This window comes from Pseudonocardia sp. DSM 110487 (assembly GCF_019468565.1).
Classification (GTDB): domain Bacteria; phylum Actinomycetota; class Actinomycetes; order Mycobacteriales; family Pseudonocardiaceae; genus Pseudonocardia.
Genome location: NZ_CP080521.1, coordinates 3777116 through 3796251, shown reverse-complemented (window position 1 = coordinate 3796251; position 19136 = coordinate 3777116). Strand labels below are relative to the sequence as shown.

At 69.8% G+C, this 19136-nt stretch carries 17 protein-coding genes; 12 read left to right on the top strand and 5 right to left on the bottom strand.

The window, feature by feature from the left end; genetic code table 11:
* Positions 1-33 precede the first annotated feature (33 nt).
* The 3 genes from K1T35_RS17675 to K1T35_RS17665 form a co-directional block, all read right to left on the bottom strand.
* Complete coding sequence (locus tag K1T35_RS17675; RefSeq protein WP_255622077.1) at positions 34-1236, bottom strand: AI-2E family transporter; 1203 nt, start codon at positions 1234-1236, stop codon at positions 34-36.
* A 74-nt stretch (positions 1237-1310) separates the two neighbouring features.
* Positions 1311-1586: a DUF3040 domain-containing protein gene (locus K1T35_RS17670; protein ID WP_220261224.1), complete on the bottom strand. Its 276-nt coding sequence runs from the start codon at positions 1584-1586 to the stop codon at positions 1311-1313.
* Positions 1587-1664: 78 nt separating this feature from the next.
* On the bottom strand, positions 1665-3494 hold the full coding sequence (locus tag K1T35_RS17665; protein WP_220261223.1) for a glycoside hydrolase family 15 protein: 1830 nt from the start codon (positions 3492-3494) through the stop codon (positions 1665-1667).
* Positions 3495-3826: 332 nt separating this feature from the next.
* Between K1T35_RS17665 and zwf the strand changes: the two genes are divergently transcribed.
* The 3 genes from zwf (at position 3827) to K1T35_RS17650 (ending at position 7280) form a co-directional block, all read left to right on the top strand.
* A complete protein-coding gene (gene zwf / locus K1T35_RS17660; RefSeq protein ID WP_220261222.1) occupies positions 3827-5209 on the top strand; it encodes a glucose-6-phosphate dehydrogenase in 1383 nt (460 codons plus the stop codon).
* 67 nt (positions 5210-5276) lie between these two features.
* Positions 5277-5759, top strand: coding sequence for a hypothetical protein (locus K1T35_RS17655; protein ID WP_220261221.1), 483 nt, complete (start codon positions 5277-5279; stop codon positions 5757-5759).
* Between the two features lie 171 nt (positions 5760-5930).
* A complete protein-coding gene (locus K1T35_RS17650) occupies positions 5931-7280 on the top strand; it encodes a diacylglycerol kinase family protein (protein WP_220261220.1) in 1350 nt (449 codons plus the stop codon).
* 2 nt (positions 7281-7282) lie between these two features.
* Here the strand turns inward: K1T35_RS17650 and K1T35_RS17645 are convergent, their stop codons facing one another.
* Positions 7283-8923: an MFS transporter gene (locus K1T35_RS17645; RefSeq protein WP_220261219.1), complete on the bottom strand. Its 1641-nt coding sequence runs from the start codon at positions 8921-8923 to the stop codon at positions 7283-7285.
* Between the two features lie 185 nt (positions 8924-9108).
* Here K1T35_RS17645 and K1T35_RS17640 point away from each other — a divergent pair, with 185 nt between their 5' ends.
* Entirely contained in the window at positions 9109-10398 is a 1290-nt protein-coding gene (locus K1T35_RS17640; protein WP_220261218.1) for a cation:proton antiporter, read from the top strand.
* On the opposite strand, the gene K1T35_RS17635 is transcribed toward K1T35_RS17640, so the two are convergent.
* Entirely contained in the window at positions 10395-10850 is a 456-nt protein-coding gene (locus tag K1T35_RS17635; RefSeq protein WP_220261217.1) for a hypothetical protein, read from the bottom strand. The genes K1T35_RS17640 and K1T35_RS17635 overlap by 4 nt on opposite strands.
* A 109-nt stretch (positions 10851-10959) precedes the next feature.
* Here K1T35_RS17635 and K1T35_RS17630 point away from each other — a divergent pair, with 109 nt between their 5' ends.
* From K1T35_RS17630 to K1T35_RS17595, 8 genes are all read left to right on the top strand, one after another.
* Positions 10960-11508 (top strand): 2Fe-2S iron-sulfur cluster-binding protein, encoded by a 549-nt coding sequence (locus tag K1T35_RS17630; protein WP_220261216.1) that lies wholly within the window; start codon positions 10960-10962, stop codon positions 11506-11508.
* Positions 11505-12497 carry a xanthine dehydrogenase family protein subunit M gene (locus tag K1T35_RS17625; protein ID WP_220261215.1) on the top strand — a complete coding sequence of 331 codons (993 nt, stop codon included), beginning with the start codon at positions 11505-11507 and terminating at the stop codon, positions 12495-12497. The genes K1T35_RS17630 and K1T35_RS17625 overlap by 4 nt, the downstream gene beginning before the upstream one ends.
* Before the next feature lie 11 nt (positions 12498-12508).
* Entirely contained in the window at positions 12509-14653 is a 2145-nt protein-coding gene (locus K1T35_RS17620; protein ID WP_220261214.1) for a xanthine dehydrogenase family protein molybdopterin-binding subunit, read from the top strand.
* Positions 14654-14665: 12 nt separating this feature from the next.
* Complete coding sequence (locus tag K1T35_RS17615) at positions 14666-14962, top strand: putative quinol monooxygenase (protein WP_220261213.1); 297 nt, start codon at positions 14666-14668, stop codon at positions 14960-14962.
* A gap of 21 nt (positions 14963-14983) precedes the next feature.
* Positions 14984-15562, top strand: coding sequence for a hypothetical protein (locus K1T35_RS17610; protein ID WP_220261212.1), 579 nt, complete (start codon positions 14984-14986; stop codon positions 15560-15562).
* 118 nt (positions 15563-15680) lie between these two features.
* The gene (locus tag K1T35_RS17605; protein WP_370645394.1) at positions 15681-16694 is read left to right on the top strand and encodes a DUF4331 family protein; all 1014 of its coding nucleotides are present in this window, start codon (positions 15681-15683) and stop codon (positions 16692-16694) included.
* Between the two features lie 12 nt (positions 16695-16706).
* Positions 16707-18044 (top strand): Dyp-type peroxidase, encoded by a 1338-nt coding sequence (locus K1T35_RS17600; protein WP_220261210.1) that lies wholly within the window; start codon positions 16707-16709, stop codon positions 18042-18044.
* A 5-nt stretch (positions 18045-18049) separates the two neighbouring features.
* Positions 18050-19129, top strand: a complete 1080-nt coding sequence (locus K1T35_RS17595) for a lipopolysaccharide assembly protein LapB (protein WP_220261209.1) — start codon at positions 18050-18052, stop codon at positions 19127-19129.
* The last annotated feature ends 7 nt before the right edge of the window (positions 19130-19136 follow it).

The following is a 19136-nucleotide window of genomic DNA, read 5'->3' as shown; positions in this document are numbered from 1 at the left end:
GCTGCCTCACCTCCGATGGATGAACAGCGGAGATCACGTCGGCGCGGTCTTCAGGTCCTGCTTCTGCTGCTCGCGTTCGCTGCGCCGCTCGCGTCGCGACTTCTTCGCGGGCGCATCCGGGTCCGGTTCCTTCGGCGTGTCCCGCAGCAGCGCATCGGCCCACTTGGCCTGCGGATCGATGTCCACGAGCAGCGCCTTGGCCAGCAGCGTCAGCGGGATGGCGAGAATCGCCCCGAGCGGGCCGAGCAACCACGCCCAGAACACCAACACCACGAACGTCACGGTGACCGACAGCCCCACCGCGTCCCCGATGAACCGGGGCTGGATGATCGACTGGACCACGAAGTTGATCCCGCAGTACACCACGATGACGATCAGCATCAGCTGCGGTCCACCGGTCAGCAGCGCGAGCAGCGCGGGTGGCACGACGCCGATGATGAACCCGACGTTCGGGATGTAGTTGGTGATGAACGACAGCAGGCCCCAGGTGATCGCCAGCGGGATACCCATCAGCGCCAGCGCGACCGAGTCGAGCACCGCCACGATCAACCCGAAGACGGTCGTCACCAGCAGGTACTGCCGGGTGCCCCAGGCGAAGTGTCCGAGCGCGTCGGCGATTCTCGGCCGGTCCGCCGCGATCGATGCCAGCCGGTCCCCGGTGCCCCCGGCCTCGACGCTGAGGAAGAGCAGCAGCGCCAGGAGGAACACGAGGTTGGACGCCAGCCCGGCCACGCTGCTCAGCAGCGACCCGAGCACGCCGGCGAAGCTGCCGAGGCTCAGGGAACTCCTCGCCTGAGCAAGCTGCTCCGGTCCCACTCCCAGCGCGGCCAGCTGCGCGGTCGCGGACGTCACCAGGCCGTCGGCCGTCGACGCGTACTTCGGCAGCTCGGTCGCGAGCCGGGCAACGGAGAAGACGATGCCGAGGGCCAGCCCCAACATGATCGCGTAGACGAGGAGGAGCACCACGAGTGTCGTGGCCCATCCCGGCCACCCGTTGCGCCGCAGCCAGCTCTGCGCCGGCGCCACGGCGATCACGATGATCAGCGCCATGAACGCTGGGCCGATCAGCCACGCGACTGCCTGCACCCCTGCTAGGACGATCACCGTAGCGGCCGCACCGACGAGGATGACCATCGCCCGCGGCAGGCCACCCTGCCGTGCTGGGGGCCGTGAGCGGCCACCGTCCGAGGGCAGGCGGGCGGCCGGGATGGCTGGACTGGCTGCCGGTGTGGTCACCCCCGGGACGGTAGGACCGGTACGGGACCCCGACGTCACCCGTGGCGGGCGAAAGCGCCGTCGAAGGTCCGTCGTCAGGGGCTGAGCGAGGCCGGGAGCCACCGCCGGACCGCGAAGAACACGATCAGCATCAGCACGCCGGCGAGCAGCAGAACGGCGTCCGACACCAGCAGCCCGACGAGCAGAAGGGTCGCCGCAATCGCGGCCACCACCCACCTCGCCCGACGCAGCAGCCGCACCCGGCGCAGCGCGGGCGGCTCCCGCAGGAGTTCGACCAGCGCCGGGTCCTCGGCTGCGAGGGCCTCCTCGATTGCGCGAAGCGCGCGCCGCTCTTGCCGGGTCAGGTCCACCGCCGCCTCCTACCGCTGCCTCGACGTGGTGGCGAACCGAAAGCGCGCCAGGTCGACGGCGGACACCTCACTCCCCCGTCATCCGCCGGCGGTCCGGTCGAGCGCCTCGTCGAGAGTGATCGCGGCGTCGATGAGCGCCAGGTGCGTGAAGGCCTGCGGGAAGTTGCCGATCTGCTCGCCGGTGAGGGCGATCTCCTCGGAGAACAGCCCGACGTGGTTGGCGTAGGTGAGCATCTTCTCGAAGGCGAGCCGGGCGTCCTCGAGCCTGCCGGCCCGCGCGAGCGCGTCGACGTACATGAACGAACAGAGGGAGAAGGTGCCCTCGGAGCCGAGCAGACCGTCGGGCGACGCGCCGGGGTCATAGCGGTAGACGAGGCTGTCGGTGACCAACTCTTCGTCCATCGCCCTCAGCGTGGAGGCCCACATCGGGTCGTGCGGGGCGACGAACCCGACACTGGACATCCGCAGCAGCGACGAGTCCAGCACATCGCTGGCGTAGTGCTGGACGAACGCATTCCGTTGCGCGTTCCAGCCCTTGGTCATGATCTGGTCGTAGATCGCGTCCCGGGCCTGGCGCCAGCGGTCGACGGCGGCGGGACGGCCGTGCGAGGCCGCCATCCGGATGCCGCGGTCGAACGCCACCCAGCACATCAGTCGGCCGTAGGTGAAATCCTGACGGCCGCCGCGGGTCTCCCAGATGCCCTCCTCCGGTTGGTCCCAGTGCTCGGCGAGCCAGTCAAGGAGTTCGCGGATCGCGATCCAGCCCCGGTGCCCGACCTGCAGGCCGCGCTCGTCGGCGAAGAAGATGCTGTCCAGTGCCTCGCCGTAGATGTCGAGCTGGAGCTGGTCGGAGGCGCCGTTGCCGATCCGGACCGGGCGCGAGCCGCGGTAGCCCGACCAGTGCTCGAGCGACTCCTCCTTGAGATCCGATGACCCGTCGACCCGGTACATGATGTTCAGCGGGCCGCCCTCGCCCCCGACCCGCTCGGCCACCCGGTCCCGCAGCCAGCCGCTGAACTGTGCCGACTCCTCGGTGAAGCCCAGCCGCAGCAGGGCGTAGATGGAGAACGACGCGTCCCGCACCCAGGTGAAGCGATAGTCCCAGTTGCGCTCGCCTCCCACCTGCTCGGGCAGCCCCGTGGTCGGAGCGGCCACCATCCCGCCGGTAGGGGCGTAGGTCATCAGCTTGAGAGTGATCGCCGAGCGCTGAAGCGTCTCCCGCCAGCGCCCCGTGTAGGTCGACCGGGCCAGCCACGAGCGCCAGAACGCGACGGTATCGTCGAACATCTGCTGGAACTCTGCCACCCGGATCTCCCGCGGCGGGCCTTCCGCCGCCGACTCCAGCACCAGACCTCGCACGTCCCCGGCCCGCAGATCGATCGACACCCGCACGTCGCCCTCCTCGACGCGGACCTGCGCCAGGCGCGCGTCGTCGGGCTCCCGCACCGCGTGCAGGGTCAGCGTCAGGGAATCGGTGCTGAACACCGCCCCGTGCTGGGTCAGCTCCGTCCGGTGCGCCCGGCGGCCGTACTCGAACCGCGGCGCGATGTCGACCTCGAAGCTCATCTCGCCGCGGACGCAGCGCAGCATCCGCACGAGCCGGTGATTCCCGGTGGCCTCCCGGCCCGACGGCGTCATGAAGTCGACGACCTCGCCCACCCCGGCCTCGGTGATGAACCGCGTGATGAGCACGGCCGTGTCCGGGAAGTACATCTGCTTCGACTCGCAGTCATGCCTGGGCCGGACCCGGAAGTGGCCCCCACGCTCGTCGTCGAGGAGGGCTCCGAAGACGCTCGGAGAGTCGAATCGCGGGCAGCAGAACCAGTCGATCGACCCATCCGTACTGACCAGCGCCGCCGTCTGCAGGTCGCCGATCAGTCCGTGGTCGGCGATCGCTGCCTCGGTCATCGCTTCCTCCTCCGTGACGAACGAGAACCCGCTCCGCGGCAGGCACCCGCGGACACGGTCACCGTCCCGGGAAGGGACGGCCGAGGCATCACCCGCGACGGACGAGCCACTGCGGTTCCCTCCACAGCCCCGCCCGGTTCCTACCTGGTCGCGCCGCATGCTCGATTCGCTCCGATTCCGGCTGGGGCGCGGCAGAACGCCCGCCCGCACTCACCTCAGCGAGGTGATGCGTCGCCATCGGCGCCGCCGGACCGTGGGCTTCCTCGACGTCGCACTCGACCGCCATCTGAGGAGGCTCCGTGTCCGACGATCGGCAGATCACAGGGAGCACCATGGGAGCAGACGGAGTGGATGCTCTGGTCATCTTCGGGGCAACGGGTGACCTGGCGAAGCTGGAGACCTTCCCCGCCCTGGTGGGACTGGTGGACCGGGGGGTGCTCGACGTTCCCATCATCGGGGTCGCCAGGAGCGGCTGGAACCTCGACCGCTTCCGTGACTACGCCGCGCGGTCCGTCCGTGACAACGGCATGGACGTCGAGTCGCCGGCGGCACGGACGATGCTCGGGCTGCTCCGTTACGTGGACGGGGATCTGGGCGACGACGCCACCTACGCGGAGATGTCCCGCGAGATGGGTGACGCCCGGCGAGCCCTGTTCTACCTGGAGGTGCCCCCGTTCCTGTTCAGCCGCATCGCCGAAGGCATCTCGAAGGTGGGGCGGGCCGAGGGCGCCCGGGTAATGGTGGAGAAACCCTTCGGAAGCGACCTGGGAAGTGCCGTGGCTCTCAACGAGACGATGCACCGGTACTTCGCGGAGGACGCCATCTACCGGGTCGACCACTGGTTGGGACTGGATCCGCTCAACGACGTCCTCGTCGCCCGGTTCGCCAACTCGATGATCGAGCCGCTGCTCAACCGCGATCACGTCGAGAGCATCCAGATCACGATGGCCGAGGCCTTCGACGTCGCCGACCGGGGGCACTTCTACGACGCCACCGGCGCCATCCGCGACGTGGTGCAGAACCACATGCTGCAGGTGCTGGCCACCGTGGTCGCCGATCCGCCGGACGGCTCCGGGCCGGACTCGTGGCTGGACGCGAAGGCACGCGTGGTGTCCGCGCTCCGCCCGCTGACCCCCGCGGACACCGTCCGCGGCCAGTACGACGGCTACCGCGATGTGGACGGTGTCGACCCGCTGTCGACCGTGGAGTCCTACGTCGCGGTCCGACTCGCACTCGACTCGTGGCGGTGGGCAGGGGTGCCCCTTCTCATCCGCGCCGGCAAGACCATGCCCGTGACAGCGACCGAGATCAGCGTCAAGTTCCGCCGCGTGCCCTTCGACGTGTTCGCCATGTTCGGGGTGACCGGCCGCAACCTCACCAACGCGCTGCGGTTCCGCATCTGGCCGAGTACCCGGATCGCCCTCGCCCTGGCCGGGAAGAAGCCCGGCCCGAGCGCCGAGCCGCAACTGAACGACCTCGTCTTCTCCGAGCACGGCGGGGCGGACATGCGCCCGTACGACCGGCTGATCGGCGCCGCCCTCGACGGGAAAAGGGTTCTCTTCGCCCGGCAGGACACCGTGGAGGCGGCGTGGCGCGTGGTCGACCCGGTCCTCGGCGACGCTGTTCCCGTGCACACCTACCAGCGGGGCACCTGGGGACCGAAGGAGGCCGACAGCCTGCTCCCGAACGGTGACACCTGGCACGACCCAGCCTGACCGGAGTGGTCGGAGCCATCTCCCGCGGGTGAGGCCGGCGTCCGTCCAGGCGGCTCACACTCCGGCAATGAGCACCGAGCCGACCACCGAGCCGCAGGCGAACGGCACGGGTCCGGAATCCGTCGCCACGGATCAGGCCCCGCACACCGCCACATCGTGGGCAACGGGGCTCGCCCGCTTCGCCGGTCTGGCGATGGCCCTGCTCGGCGTGCTGTACATCGTCACCGGGACGGGCGCGCTGTTCCAGAGCACTTCCACCGTGCCCGGCCTGGTCCACGTGTTCTCGATCGACGCCGTCACCTGGGGCTGGATCCATCTCGTCGCCGGCGCGCTGGTGGGTCTCGCGGGGATGGCCGTCATCACGGGGACGTTGTGGGGACGGGTGATCGGGATCGCGCTGACCGCCGCCGCCATCGGGGTGAGCTTCCTGTCGCTGTCGCACCACCCCGCGCTGTCGATCATCGGGATCATGTTGGGCTTCGCCGTGGTCTGGGCCCTCTGCGTCTTCGACGAGGCGGCCTCAGCGGCATCACCCACCATGCTGGACTGACTGAACAGAAAGGAGCAGGTAGCAATGGGTTCATTGATGAATAGGCTGTCGAATTTCGCGAATTCATCGAATGGAAGGAAACTGCGCGAGAAGGCGATGCGCAAGGCCAAGGACCCCAAGGTGCGAGCAAAGATCGCCAAGAGATTCGGCAAGAAAGGCTAGCGGGAACCCATGACCGTTCCCGCGGCTTCCGTATCCGGCAGGCAACGCGCAGCCGCCGCGGTTGCGCTGCTCACCGCTGCGCTGACGGTTGTGCTCGCCGCCGCGGTAACGATCAGCGACTTCCCGGAGGGCCTCGGGGTACTCGGTTGCGTCGCGATCGCGCTGGGGGCGGCCTGGTTCGGGGTGGTGCGAGGCGGTCGGCAACGCGGCGCGGGGATCGCCGTGGCGGTGCTGGCCCTCATGGGCGCCGCGGCGCTGCTGATCCGCAACGGTAGCTGGCTCCCCTTGATGCTGCTCATGCTCGGTATCGCGATCTGGCACACCGCCGCCCGTGCGGCGTTCCAAGCGCACGTTCACCTTCCTGCCGCCGATCGGCCGCGGCGACCGGTGCTGTTCGTCAACCCGTGGTCCGGCGGCGGGAAGGCAGCCGAGGTCGGGCTGGCCGACGAAGCCGCCGCCCGGGGGATCAAGACCGTGGAGCTGCACCGCGGCGACGATCTCGAGCAACTCGTCCGCGACGCCGTCGCCGCGGGTGCCGACGGGCTCGCGGCGGCCGGCGGGGACGGCACACAGGCCATCGTCGCCACAGCTGCCGCCGAACACGGCCTGCCCTACGCCTGCATTCCCGCGGGCACCCGCAACCATTTCGCGCTCGACCTGGGGGTGGATCGCGACGACGTCGTCGGGGCCCTCGACGCCTTCGTCGACGGCGGCGAACACATCGTCGACCTCGGGGAGGTCAACGGACGGGTGTTCGTCAACAACGTCTCGATGGGCCTCTACGCCGAGGCAGTGCAGAGCGAGGGCTACCGCGACGCGAAGATCCGCACGTTGCTCGACACCGCGCCAACGGTCCTGGGTCCCGCCGGCTCCGAACTCGACCTGCGCTGGAACTCTCCTGATGGTGTGGCCCACGCGTCGGCGGCCACGATCCTGGTGTCCAACAACCCCTACCGGCTCGGCCGCGCCGTCGGCTCCGGGACCCGCCCGCGGATCGACACCGGGCAGCTCGGCGTCGCCGTGGTACCCGCCCGAGGCCAGGACGGGACGGCAGGGCACGGGCCGTCCTCACTGCTGCGGCAGTGGTCGACGCAGGCGTTCCGCATCGACTCGGCACAACCGGTCCCGCTCGGAATCGACGGCGAGGCCGTCGTGCTCGACCCACCGATCCGCTTCCGAACCCGACCCCGCGCGCTGCGCGTCCGCATCGCCCCGCAGCACCCCGGGGCGTCGCCATCGGCAATGCAGCCCGACCGGGCCGGTGACGGCTTTCGTGCACTGGCAGCCATCGCCGCGGGCCGGGTTCCGACGACCGACGTGCTGCACCGCGAGGACCACCGCACGAACGAGGAGCTGTGAGCTCAGGATTCGCGCACTGCCCGCTGGGCCGCGGGTGCCGAGCGTTGTGGGTGGTCCGGGATCCGGCGTGCGGCGAAGAGCCCGACCGCCGCGAAGAGCGCCAGCACGGTGAGCGCCGACTGCAGGCCCTCCACCCGCGCGTCGCGGTTCACCTCGATGGCGGCATCGGCGACCGGCGCGGGCACGGCGGCCTGGTCCAGAGCCGCCTGGAGGTCGGAGTCGGACAGGAAGGGGACGCCACCGGCGAGCTGGACGCTCGCCTGCGTCTTGACCTGCTCGGGAATCGCCGGGTTCTCCTGGACCCCTAGCAGGAAGGCCGCGGTCAGGGACGTGATCAGGATGGAGCCGGCGAGCGCGGTCCCGAGAGCGGCGCCGAGGTTCGTCGCCGTGTTCTGCAGCCCGCCGACCTCAGGGCTCAGCTCGTCGGGCACCGCGCTCACCGTCACGGCTCCGAGCTGCGACGCGAGCGCGCCGATCCCCAGCCCGGCGAGCAGCAGCGGCACGGTCACGATCCGGGCGTCTGCGGCCGGGTCGATGGCCACGAGCAGGACGACCACGCCGGCGAGCATCGCCAGCAGGCCCAGCCGGACCACCCGGCGCGGGGACGCATTCGGGAAGAACTTGGGGATCCCGACCGCAGCGGCGAGCAGCGTGATGGACAGCGGCAGGATCCGGAGCCCGGTCTCGATGGCGGTCAGGCCCAGTGACACCGACAGGAACAGCGGGATCGTGAAGAACAGCCCCGCCTGCACCAGGTAGAGCAGGAAGAACATCAGGAGGCCGCCCATCATCTGGCGGTTGCTGAACATCGACGGCTTGACCAGGGGATCCCGGCTCGCCTCCTCCAGGCGCGACTCCCGCTCGAGGAAGGCCCACACCACGAGCAGTCCGCTGATCACGAACCACACCGTGAGCGAGACACCCAGCAGCGACGATGCGCCTGATTTCGGGACGACCCAGCCCCACTCCGCGGATCGCAGCACGCCGAAGACCGCCAGCCCGAGCCCCACTGCGGCGAGCACGGATCCGGTCACGTCGAACCGGGTGCGACCCTCGAGGGGGGCGTCCTGGATCCGGCGGGCCAGCACCAGGATCACGGCCACGACGAGCACCTCCCCGACGAACACCCACCGCCAGGAGAAGTACGTCGCCGCGACCCCGCCGATCAGCGGGCCGACCGCGACCGCGATCGCGCCCGCGCCCATCACCAGCCCGTACGCGCGCGGGCGGCCCTCGGGCGGGAAGTTGCCGGCGACCAGCGCGACGATCGCGGGCAGGATCAGCGCCGCCCCGATGCCTTCCAGCACGGACCATCCGATGATGAGGACCGGCAGGTTCGGCGCCACCGCGGTCATCAGCGAGCCGGCGCCGTAGACGATGCAGCCGATCGTGAACGCGCGCCGACGCCCGATCAACGAGCCGACCTTGCCGCCCGTCACCATCAGCATCGCCATGACCAGGGTGTACAGCGTGATGGCCGCCTGGATGCCGGTCACCGTCGTGCCGACGTCCTTCGCCACCGTGGCGATGGCGACGTTCATGACCGAGCTGTCGAGGGTCATCAGGAACTGGCCTGCGGCGAGGGTGAGCAGCACAGAGCCCGCCCTGCCCGTAGCAGGGCCTGCCGGTGCCTCACTGCTCATCGCCGCCTCCGTCACCGATCCCGCCGTGGGTGCAGTGCCGATGGTGCGGCGGCGATGCGCGAGCGGCCTCATCCCTGACGGATGAGGGGCCCCGCCGGTCGGGACGGACCATCCCCCACAGGTGATGCAGACGCTTTGCGGCGTCGCGATGGTCCGGGCATGCCAGTGGAGCTTGGGAGACGGGTTTGGACATAGCAGCGGTGGCGCTGGTCGCCGCGACGATCTTCGCGTGGGGGACCGTCTCGGCGCGGCTCGAGCGGGCCGACCTGACGGCCCCCATCGTTTTCGTGGCGGTCGGCGCGATCCTCGCGGCGCTCGGCCTGTTCCACACGCCATCGGCGCCCGAAACTCTCAAACCACTGGTGGAGGTCACCCTCGTCTGGGTGCTCTTCTCCGACGCAGCGCGAGTCCGAGTTCCCGACCTCGGTAAGGATCTCGGACGATTCGCGCGGTTACTCGGGATCGGCCTGCCGCTGACGGTTGTCTTCGGGTGGGTGCTGGCGCTCTGGCTCGTCCCCGGGCAGGGCGTGTGGCTCGCCCTGCTCGTTGCGGCAGCTCTGGCGCCCACTGACGCGGCACTGGGTGTTCCGGTCGTGACGAACCCGGCGGTGCCGTCCCGGGTGCGTCGGCTCATCACGGTGGAGAGTGGCCTCAACGATGGGATCGCCACTCCCCTTGTCGTGGTCGCGATCGCGGGGGCAGCCTCCGCCGAGGGACTCGCCGAGGCGCCGGGCATGGGAAAGGCGCTGGTCGAGCTGGCTGTCGGGGTGATCGTGGGCGTAGCTGTGGGGTTTGTCGGCGGCGGATTACTGCGGTGGGCGCGCCACAGGGGATGGTCCGCTGAGGAATTCGCCGGTATCGCGGTTCTCGCGCTCGCCGTCTGCTCCTATGCCGGCGCGCTGGTCGTGGGCGGGAATGGATTCGTCGCCGCGTTCTGCGGAGGGTTGGCCTTCGGCGCTGCGGCGGGCCGGCGTGGCCCCGTGGAGGTCTTGTTCCTCGAGCAGGCGAGCGGCCTGGTCTCCCTCCTGGTGTGGATCGCGTTCGGCGTGATCGCGGTACCCATCGTGCTCGAAGGTGTGGACTTGACCACTGCGTTGTACGCCGTCCTCAGCCTCACCGTCGTGCGGATGCTTCCCGTTGCGCTCGCCCTCATCGGCGCAGGCCTCGACCGAAGAACAGTGCTGTTCGTCGGCTGGTTCGGTCCCCGAGGCCTGGCGTCCCTGGTGTTTGCATTGCTCGCCGTGGAAGAACTCGGGCCACAGGCGGATCCGGCCGTCGTCGCCATTGCGGTGACCGTGTTTCTGAGCGTGCTCGCGCACGGTGCCAGCGCTGCGCCCATGGCCGCGCGGTACGGCAAGGCGGTCGACACCCGCGAACCCGAGCCAGGCGACCCGGTCCCCGACATACCTGTCCGCGGGCTGCCCCGCCGTCTCGGCCCACCGGGGGTCCGTGAGTCCGGCTCACCGGAACGCTAGCCGGGCTGCCCCCCGGCCCTCGGCGCGTCGCCGTCGTGCGCCGGTGACCGCCCGAGAAGGGCGCGGATACCGACGAGGGCGGGTGGGGCCAGCAGCACGATCGGCACGATCGCGAGCACAGCCACCTTCAGGCCACCGGCGCCGAACAGCGCACGGACCGCGACGATCAGGGACAGCAGCCACACCGCGGCGTAGACGAGATTGACCCAGGTCGGCGGGGGTCTGCCCGCGGCCCAGCCGTGGCGAAGCCGTGCACGGAGCGCGAGATAGAAGCCAGCGCCGGCGACGACAGCAACGGCCAGCACCAAGAGGACCACAGAGTTGATCAACGGGTCCCGCTGGTTCGCGTACGTCCCGGCAGCGACGAAGAGGCCCGTGCACAGACCCACGACGACCGCCTGCACCCAGGCCGGTCGTTTCGTGAGGTACGCGGCCAGCAACGCCCAGATCATCGTCCAGATCTTCCGCGCAGCTGGCTGCCCACGCGTCACCCCTGCGAGGTGAACGCGCTCACCCCCCGCGGGTGAGGAAGGGGTGACGTGACGGCGCGACCATCTCGGAGTGACGACAACGAGCGACGGCACCGATAGCCGCGTGCTACTCCGCATCAACGGCGGGGAATGGGACGTCGTCCTCGACAACAGGGTGACCTTGCTCGATGCGCTGCGCGAGCAGCTCGGCATCACGGGTACCAAGAAGGGCTGCGACCACGGTCAATGTGGGGCGTGCACGGTGCTGCTGGATGGCAGGCGCATCTACAGCTGCCTGACGCTGGCAGTGGCCGTGCAGAACCGCGACGTCGTGACGATCGAGGGTGTCGCCGCGTCCGACGGCACGCTGCATCCGCTGCAGCAGGCATTCCTGGACCACGACGGGTTCCAGTGTGGCTACTGCACGCCGGGGCAAATCTGCTCCGCGATCGGTGCGCTCGCCGAAGCCGACAAGGGCTGGCCGAGCCATGTGACCGGCGATGTCGAAGCAGGTGTCTCATCGGCGGCCGAACTCGACGCCGGCGAGGTCCGCGAGCGCCTGAGCGGCAACCTCTGCCGGTGCGGCGCCTATGTCGGCATCGTCGACGCCGTGTTGGACGCCGCACGGAGGTCCGGATGAGGCCCTTCACGTACGTGCGGGCAAGCGACCCGGCGCAGGCGGCCGCGCTCGCAGTCGCCGAGCCCGACACGACCTACCTCGCCGGCGGGACCAACCTCATCGACCTCATGAAGCTCGGCGTGGCGCGGCCGGCACGCCTCGTGGACATCACCGAGCTGCCGTTCGATCGGATCCAGCACCGCCCGGATGGCGGCGCGCTGGTCGGCGCGACCGTCCGCAACGCCGACCTGGCGGGCGACATCGGGATCCGGCAACGGTTCCCGATGCTGTCGGAGGCCGTACTCGCCGGGGCGTCCGGGCAGCTGCGCTCCGCCGCGACGACCGGTGGGAACCTGCTGCAGCGCACCCGATGTGTGTACTTCCAGGACATCACCAAGCCCTGCAACAAGCGGACGCCCGGAGCCGGCTGCTCGGCGATCGAGGGACACCACCGCGACCTCGCGGTCCTCGGCACCTCCGACTCCTGCGTGGCCACGCACCCCTCCGACATGGTGGTCGGGCTGGCCGCGCTGGACGCCGTCGTGCACGTACGGCGGGCGGGCGGGGCCCAGGCCGCGATCCCGCTCGGGGCGTTCTACCGGCTGCCCGGCGACACGCCCGACCGCGAGACCGTACTCGAAGGCGGCGACCTGATCACTGCCGTCGAGCTGCCGCCACCGCCTCCAGGTGCGGTGATGCGGTATCGGAAGATCCGCGACCGCGCCTCGTACGCCTTCGCCGTCGTGTCGGTCGCCGCGGTCGTCGCCGCAGACGCCGACAAGAGACTGCGCGACGTTCGCATCGCGCTGGGCGGCGTCGCGCCGGTGCCCTGGCGGGCACGCCGGATCGAACGGGCGCTGGTCGGGCAGCGGCCCGACGAGGAGACGCTGCGCGCGGCGGGCGAGGACGAGTTCTCGTCGGCGACGCCTCTCCCCCACAACGCCTTCAAGATCGGGCTCGCGGTCGACGTCGTCAGCACCACCGTGCTCGACCTCCTGGAAGCCGTCTAGCCATGTCGATCATGGGGACAGTGGGCGCCGAGAAGAGCGTCGGCGCCGACGTGGCGCGGGTCGACGGCGTCGCAAAGGTCACCGGTGCCGCGCGATACGCCTACGAGCATCCGGTACGCGACGCCCTGTACCTGTGGCCGGTCCAGTCGACGATCGCGGCCGGGCGCGTGCGTGTCGTCGACGCGAGCTCGGCCTTGGCGAAACCGGACGTCGTCGCCGTGCTGGACAGCAGTTCGGTCCCGAAGCTCCACCCCGTGGAGGATCCGGGGCTGGCGGTGCTGCAGAGCGAGGACGTCGGATACCGGGGCCAGATCGTTGCGGCGGTGGCCGCCCGGACACTCGAGGCGGCGCGCGAGGCCGCCGCGGCCGTGCGGGTGGTGTACGACGAGGTAGCGCACCACGTCCTGCTGCGCCCCGACGACCCGGCGATCTACGCCCCGGACACAGTCAACGGCGGCTTCGCCGGGACCACCGAAAGAGGCGACGTCGACGCGGCGCTGGCCACGGCGGCCGCTGCTGTCGACGTCACGTACACCACGCCGCCCGAGCACGCGAGCCCGATCGAGCCGCACTCCACCATCGCGGTGTGGGAGGGCGACACGCTCACCATGTACGAGGCCACCCAGGGGCCCTGGGTCGCCGCGACGACACTGGCCGGTCTGTTCGGGATCTCGGTCGACAACGTGCACGTCGTGGCCGACCACGTGGGCGGTGGGTTCGGCTCCAAGGCCGTGCTGCGGCCGCCGAGCGTGTTGGCAGCCTTGGCCGCCCGAGCTGTCGGCAGGCCCATCAAGTTGGCCATGACGCGGCAGCAGATGTTCCCGCTCGTCAGTTACCGCACCCCCACGATCCAACGGATTCGGCTCGGCGCCGACCCCGACGGTCGGTTGGTGGCCGTGGAGCACGACTCGTTGCAGCAGAGCTCGCGGATTCGGGAGTACTGCGAGCAGACCGTCACCGCCACGCGCGTCATGTACGCAACGTCGAACCTGCGCACGGTCCACCGGTTGGCGCGGCTGGACATGCCCACCCCCAGCTGGATGCGGGCGCCCGGCGAGGCCCCCGGCATGTTCGCGCTGGAGTCCGCGATGGACGAGCTGGCCAACGTCCTCGGCATGGACCCGGTCGAGCTGCGGATCATCAACGACGCGGAGGTCGAACCCGAATCCCGCCTGGCCTTCAGCAGCCGTCACCTCGTGGCATGCCTTCGGGAGGGTGCGCGCCGCTTCGGCTGGGAAGGCCGCGATCCGACCCCCGGTGTCCGGCGCGACGGGCCGTGGTTGATCGGCACGGGCGTCGCCTCCAGCCACCATCCGGTGCACATCCGGCCCAGCACGGCGAGCGCCCGCGCGAACCCCGACGGGACGTTCCTGGTTCGGCTCGCCGCGGTCGACATCGGGACGGGATCGCGCACAGCGCTGACCCAGGTCGCGGCGGACGCACTTCTGACCACTCCCGAGCGCGTCACCGTGGAACTCGGTCGCAGCGTCCTGCCCTCGGCCCCGTTGGCCGGTGGTTCGATGGGCACAGCGTCGTGGGGCTGGGCAGTGACCAAGGCATGCGAGACGCTGCTCGGTGAACTGGACCAGCGCTCCGGCGCGATCCCGTCCGCGGGCGTCGAGGTCGCGGCCGACACGACCGAGGACGTCGCGCAGCAGAAGCCGCTCGCCCGCCATACGTTCGGCGCACAGTTCTGCCAGGTGCGGGTGGGCATCGAGACCGGCCAGGTGCTCGTGGACCGGCTGCTGGGCGTCTTCGCCGCCGGGCAGATCGTCAACGCCCGTACCGCGCGTTCCCAGTTCCTCGGATCCATGGTCATGGGCATCTCCATGGCGCTGCACGAGGGGCTGGAGGTCGACCCGCGGTACGGGGACTTCGCGAACCGCGACCTCGCGGGCTACCACATCGCGGCGAATGCCGATATCCGGAACCTGGAGGCGTACTGGATCGAGGAGCACGACGAACAGAACCCGATGGGTGTGAAGGGCATCGGTGAGCTCGGCATCGTGGGGACGGCGGCAGCAGTGGCGAATGCGGTGCACCACGCGACCGGCATACGGGTACGCACCCTGCCGATCACGCTCGAGCGCGTGCGTCGATTGCCGCATGACCGCTCGGCATCGACCGCTCCACCCGGTATCACAATACGTGCTTAGGAAAGGTGAATCATGGCCGTCGTCGCTCTTCTCGAGGTTCAGGTCGACGCGGAGTCTCTCCAAACCTCGTACGACATCGTGCGCGAGACGCTGAAGGACACCAGGGCGTTCGATGGCTGTCTGTCCGCGGATGTGCTCGTCGACCGGGACGATCCGGCGCACCTGGTGATGATGGAGAAGTGGGAGTCCTTCGAGCACGATGCCGCGTACCGCGCGTGGCGCGCTGGTCCGGGAGCTGCGGTGAAACTCGCGGCGGTGCTCGTGGGCAAGCCGAAGCTCTCGGTCTTCGCTGAGCACCCGGAAATCTGAACTACCAGAAAGGGCGTCATCATGTCGACAGATTCCCAGCCCGTCGCTCCGGCACGGCCAGGTAGGCGGCAGGGTCCGACCACCGAGCTGACGGCGATCTTGAACGTCAAGCCGGGTCACGAAGCGGTGCTGCGCGAACTCCTGGAGCACTCCGGCGCGCGACCGGACGCGGAACGCAAGAAGCTCGGCCTCGAGGTCGGCACGCTGCACGAAATGCGGTGGGTGCTGTTCGACGATGACCGCCGGTTGTTGTTCTGCACCAGCTTCGACGGCGACTGGGATCTCTACATCGAGGATTTCGTGCGGACTTCTCAGGTCACATTCGACACGCTCTTCGTGCACGTCGAGGGTTATCCCGAGGGTGGTATCCGCGATCCACGGGCGAAGGACTGGATCATCGAGCAGCAGATCTCCGCGCTGGACTACACACGTCTGTACGATGCAACGGCCAAGCAGGTGCGCAAGGCACTGGCCGTGTCCGAGGCCTTCCAGGAGGTACTGGACACGCCGGAGTTCGCTCGCGTGCTCGAGGACCCGGCTCTGAAGCCGCTGCTCGACACCCCGGCGTTCCAGAAGCTGCTCAACCTCGCTGCCGACTGAGCCGGCCGCGATGTCGGATCACCTCTCCGGGGCCAGAGGCCTCGCGGATCCCGCCTGCGACATCTGCGACATGTTCGCCTTTCCCAGCCCCGAGCTGCCCGGGCACTTGGTGTTGGTGATGACGGTGTTTCCGCTCGCCGGGCCGACTGCGCTGTTCTCCGACGCGGTCGAGGTCCGGTTCCGGTTGCGCCCGGTCACCGTCGCCGGGACGCGCGGTGAAGCGCACTTCGCGGTCGGCGGCGACGCTGAGGAGATCGTGTTCCGGACCGTCTTCGACGAGCCCGACGCCGCGGCGGACGACGAGCTTGCCGGGCAGCGGGGGCGGTGCATCACGCCGACGGGCGAGACGGTCAACGTGACGGTCGGCGACCGCGGCGGCGGGTGTGGGCCGGGGTTGCGCGTCTTCGCGGGGCTGGCGTCGGACCCGTTCATCTTCGACGGTGCCTCGATCATGGAGACCCTCGAGACCGGCCGGATGGCTTTCCAGGACGACCGGCCCAACGGTCTGTCGGGGGCGAACGTCCTGGCTCTGGTCATCGACGTGGACCGTGCGCAGCTCGGTGCCGGCCCGCTGTTCGCTGTGGTCGCCGAGACCCTCTCGATCGGGAAGCGCCCGGTCCGGCTCGAACGCGTCGGCCGCCCGGAGATCAAGAACATCGGCATGCAGTGGAACGCCTACGACACGGTCAACCGCGACGTCGACATCCGCGATCTCTACAACGAGGAAGACGCGTTCGCACTCGGCACGCACTACCTGGGCGCCTACCGCGCACGCCTGAACGCCAACTTCCGCTTCTACGACGGTCTCGACGGGAAGGTCGACTGGCCGTTCACGCAGAACGGCAACCACCCGCTGACGGATCTGTTGCTCCAGGACTTCCTCGTCGTGGACATCTCCAAGCCGTTCACCGAGGACAGCTACTTCGAGATCGAGCAGGCAATGCTCGAGGGCCGTGACCACACCAGCTGCGGTGGTCGCTCGCTCAACGACGACTTCCTCGACACCTACTACACGCTGCTGATCAACAATGGCAACGGTCCGCGGATCCGCGACAGCGCGGACCAGGCCACGGTTCCCGCGTCGAAGACTTTCCCGTATGTGGCGCCGCCGAACCCGGCGAAAACAGCCTGATCCGGAGTCGTCATGACCAGCACGACCGTCCTCGAGTTCAACGACGTCCAGGCGGGTGTCCTACGGCCGCGCCCGTCCCCGTATGTGGGGACGTATTTGTTGTTCACCGTGAGCAGCCCGCAGGACGGGCGGGCGCTGCTCGCCCGGACGCTCCCGATGATCCGCTCCGCGGCCGAACCCGTCGGCCAGGACGCGGAGCTGACGGTGAGCGTCGCACTCACCTTCCAAGGGCTGAAGGCGCTCGGCGTACCGGCCGCATCGCTGGACAGCTTCGCCCCGGAGTTCGTCCAAGGCATGGCTGCGCGCGCGGCGGAGCTCTACGACGTCGGCGCGAGTGCCCCCCGGCAGTGGGAGCAACCGTTCGGATCGACCGAGATCCACGTCGGTGTCCTCGCCGTCGCCGCCGAGCGCGGCGGGCTCGACGAGGTGCTGGCGCAGGCCCTGGCGGCGCAGTCCGGGCTCGGCGTGTCACTGGTGTTCCGGCAGGACTGCCACATGCTTCCTACGAAGAAGGAGGCGTTCGGCTTCGCGGACGGTCTCAGCCAGCCCGCGATCGACGGCAGCGGAGTACCGGGCACGAACACCCGAGAAAAGCCGATCATGCCCGGCGAGTTCCTTCTCGGCTACCCCGACGAAACCGGTGACCTCCCGCCGATGCCCAGCCCCGAGGTGTTGGGCCGTAACGGGAGCTATGTCGTGGTTCGCAAGGTCTACCAGGATGTCGCCGCGTTCCGGCGCTACCTTCGGCAGAACTCGACCGACCTCGCGGGCGAGGAGCGTCTGGGCGCGAAGATGATGGGACGGTGGCCCAGCGGCGCACCCTTGGCGCTCGCACCGGACCGTGAGGACGCCGCGCTCGGGGCGGACCCGGCCCGAAACGACGACTTCCTCTACGACGCCGATGGCGACGCCCGGGGTTTCCGAACGCCGCCGGGATCCCATATCCGGCGGATGAATCCCCGCGACGGCCTCGATTTCGGTGACGTCCGGCGCCACCGGCTGCTGCGCCGCAGTACCAGCTACGGTCCGCCACTGCCCGAAGGCGTGCTGGACGACGACGGAGCCGACCGCGGCACCGTCTTCGTGTTCATCTGCGCCGACATCAAACGCCAGTTCGAGTTCGTCCAGAGCCAATGGATGAACACGTCGACCTTCCTCGGTGGCTCCGGCACCGAACGGGACCCCATCGGCGCCGCGGGGCAGGACGACGGCGGCGAGTTCACCATCCCCCAGAAACCCGTCCGCCGGCGACTGCGCGGCCTGCCCGCATTCGTCGTCACCCGAGGCGGGGAGTACTTCTACATGCCCGGTCTGCGTGCCCTGCAATGGCTTGCCGATCTGGACACCTGACTCCAGTGGCGACGACGACCAGCGGAGTCGTCGCGATACGCAACCTCAGCGCTCAGATCGAGGGGCTGCAGTTGCGGACCGGGACGGGCGCATCGCCCATCGCTGATGGCGCGCACCTCGTCGAGTTGCTGATCCTTCGCGGTCACCTGCTCGGGCGCGTCGCGGACAGCGAGCGCGCCACGGAGTTGGCAGAGCGGTTGGTGCGCGACCGCCCCGACGATGGGCGCGCGCTGTTCGCGCGGGCCCGGACCCGCAGCGCCTTGCACCGCTTCTCCGCGGCCTGGCTCGATCTCGACGACGCGCAGCGACACGGCATGGACCCGGCGGCGGTGAACGACGAACGCGCCGCCATCCACCAGGGGCTCGGCCGGTACGACGAGGCCCTCGTGATGCGCCGGGACGCAGCCGGGCGGCGGGAGACGTTCGACTCGCTCGGCGCGTTGGCCGCACTCCACGCCGAGCGTCGCGAGGTGGGCCCGGCGCAGCGGCTGTTCCGCGAGAGCCGAGATCTCCACAGCGGCGTGTCCCCGTTCCCGCTCGCGACGCTGGACTTTCAGGAGGGACACATGTGGCTCGTCGAGGGCGACCGGACCAAGGCCCGGGCATGCCTGGCGGCCGCCGTGCATCGGGTACCGGGTTACGCACCAGCCGAAGGACATATCGCTGAGATCGACGCCTGCGACGGCAACCTGCGGGGCGCCATCGAACGGTTCCGGACGCTCGCCGCATCATCCGATGACCCGGATTACGCCGCGAACCTCGCCGGGCTGCTCGAAGCCGTCGGCGCGGCAGAATCCGACCACTGGCGCGACCACGCAGCCCGCCGCTACGACGAGCTGATCTCCCGCCATCCGGCTGCCTTCGCCGACCACGCGGCACTGTTCTGGCTTGCCGCCGGCCAGAACCCGGACCGGGCGACCGAGCTCGCGAAACTCAATCTCGACACCCGCCCGACGCCCCGCGCCCGCGAGCTACGCGCTCGCGCCGAGCGGGCACAACAATCCAGCGTGGAGCGGACGACCTTCCCGTCGCAGCTCACAGCTGACAGCTCGTGGAGAAGCACGACCACCACCCAGGACGGGTGATGCGTTG

Coding starts and splice junctions, on each gene's coding strand:
- K1T35_RS17625 (WP_220261215.1), top strand. CDS start 11,505: ATGAGGCCCTTCACGTACGTGCGGGCAAGCGACCCGGCGCAGGCGGCC.
- K1T35_RS17610 (WP_220261212.1), top strand. CDS start 14,984: ATGTCGACAGATTCCCAGCCCGTCGCTCCGGCACGGCCAGGTAGGCGG.
- K1T35_RS17605 (WP_370645394.1), top strand. CDS start 15,681: ATGACGGTGTTTCCGCTCGCCGGGCCGACTGCGCTGTTCTCCGACGCG.
- zwf (WP_220261222.1), top strand. CDS start 3,827: ATGGGAGCAGACGGAGTGGATGCTCTGGTCATCTTCGGGGCAACGGGT.
- K1T35_RS17665 (WP_220261223.1), bottom strand. CDS start 3,494: ATGACCGAGGCAGCGATCGCCGACCACGGACTGATCGGCGACCTGCAG.
- K1T35_RS17615 (WP_220261213.1), top strand. CDS start 14,666: ATGGCCGTCGTCGCTCTTCTCGAGGTTCAGGTCGACGCGGAGTCTCTC.
- K1T35_RS17620 (WP_220261214.1), top strand. CDS start 12,509: ATGGGGACAGTGGGCGCCGAGAAGAGCGTCGGCGCCGACGTGGCGCGG.
- K1T35_RS17645 (WP_220261219.1), bottom strand. CDS start 8,923: ATGAGCAGTGAGGCACCGGCAGGCCCTGCTACGGGCAGGGCGGGCTCT.
- K1T35_RS17600 (WP_220261210.1), top strand. CDS start 16,707: ATGACCAGCACGACCGTCCTCGAGTTCAACGACGTCCAGGCGGGTGTC.
- K1T35_RS17650 (WP_220261220.1), top strand. CDS start 5,931: ATGACCGTTCCCGCGGCTTCCGTATCCGGCAGGCAACGCGCAGCCGCC.
- K1T35_RS17655 (WP_220261221.1), top strand. CDS start 5,277: ATGAGCACCGAGCCGACCACCGAGCCGCAGGCGAACGGCACGGGTCCG.
- K1T35_RS17635 (WP_220261217.1), bottom strand. CDS start 10,850: ATGATCTGGGCGTTGCTGGCCGCGTACCTCACGAAACGACCGGCCTGG.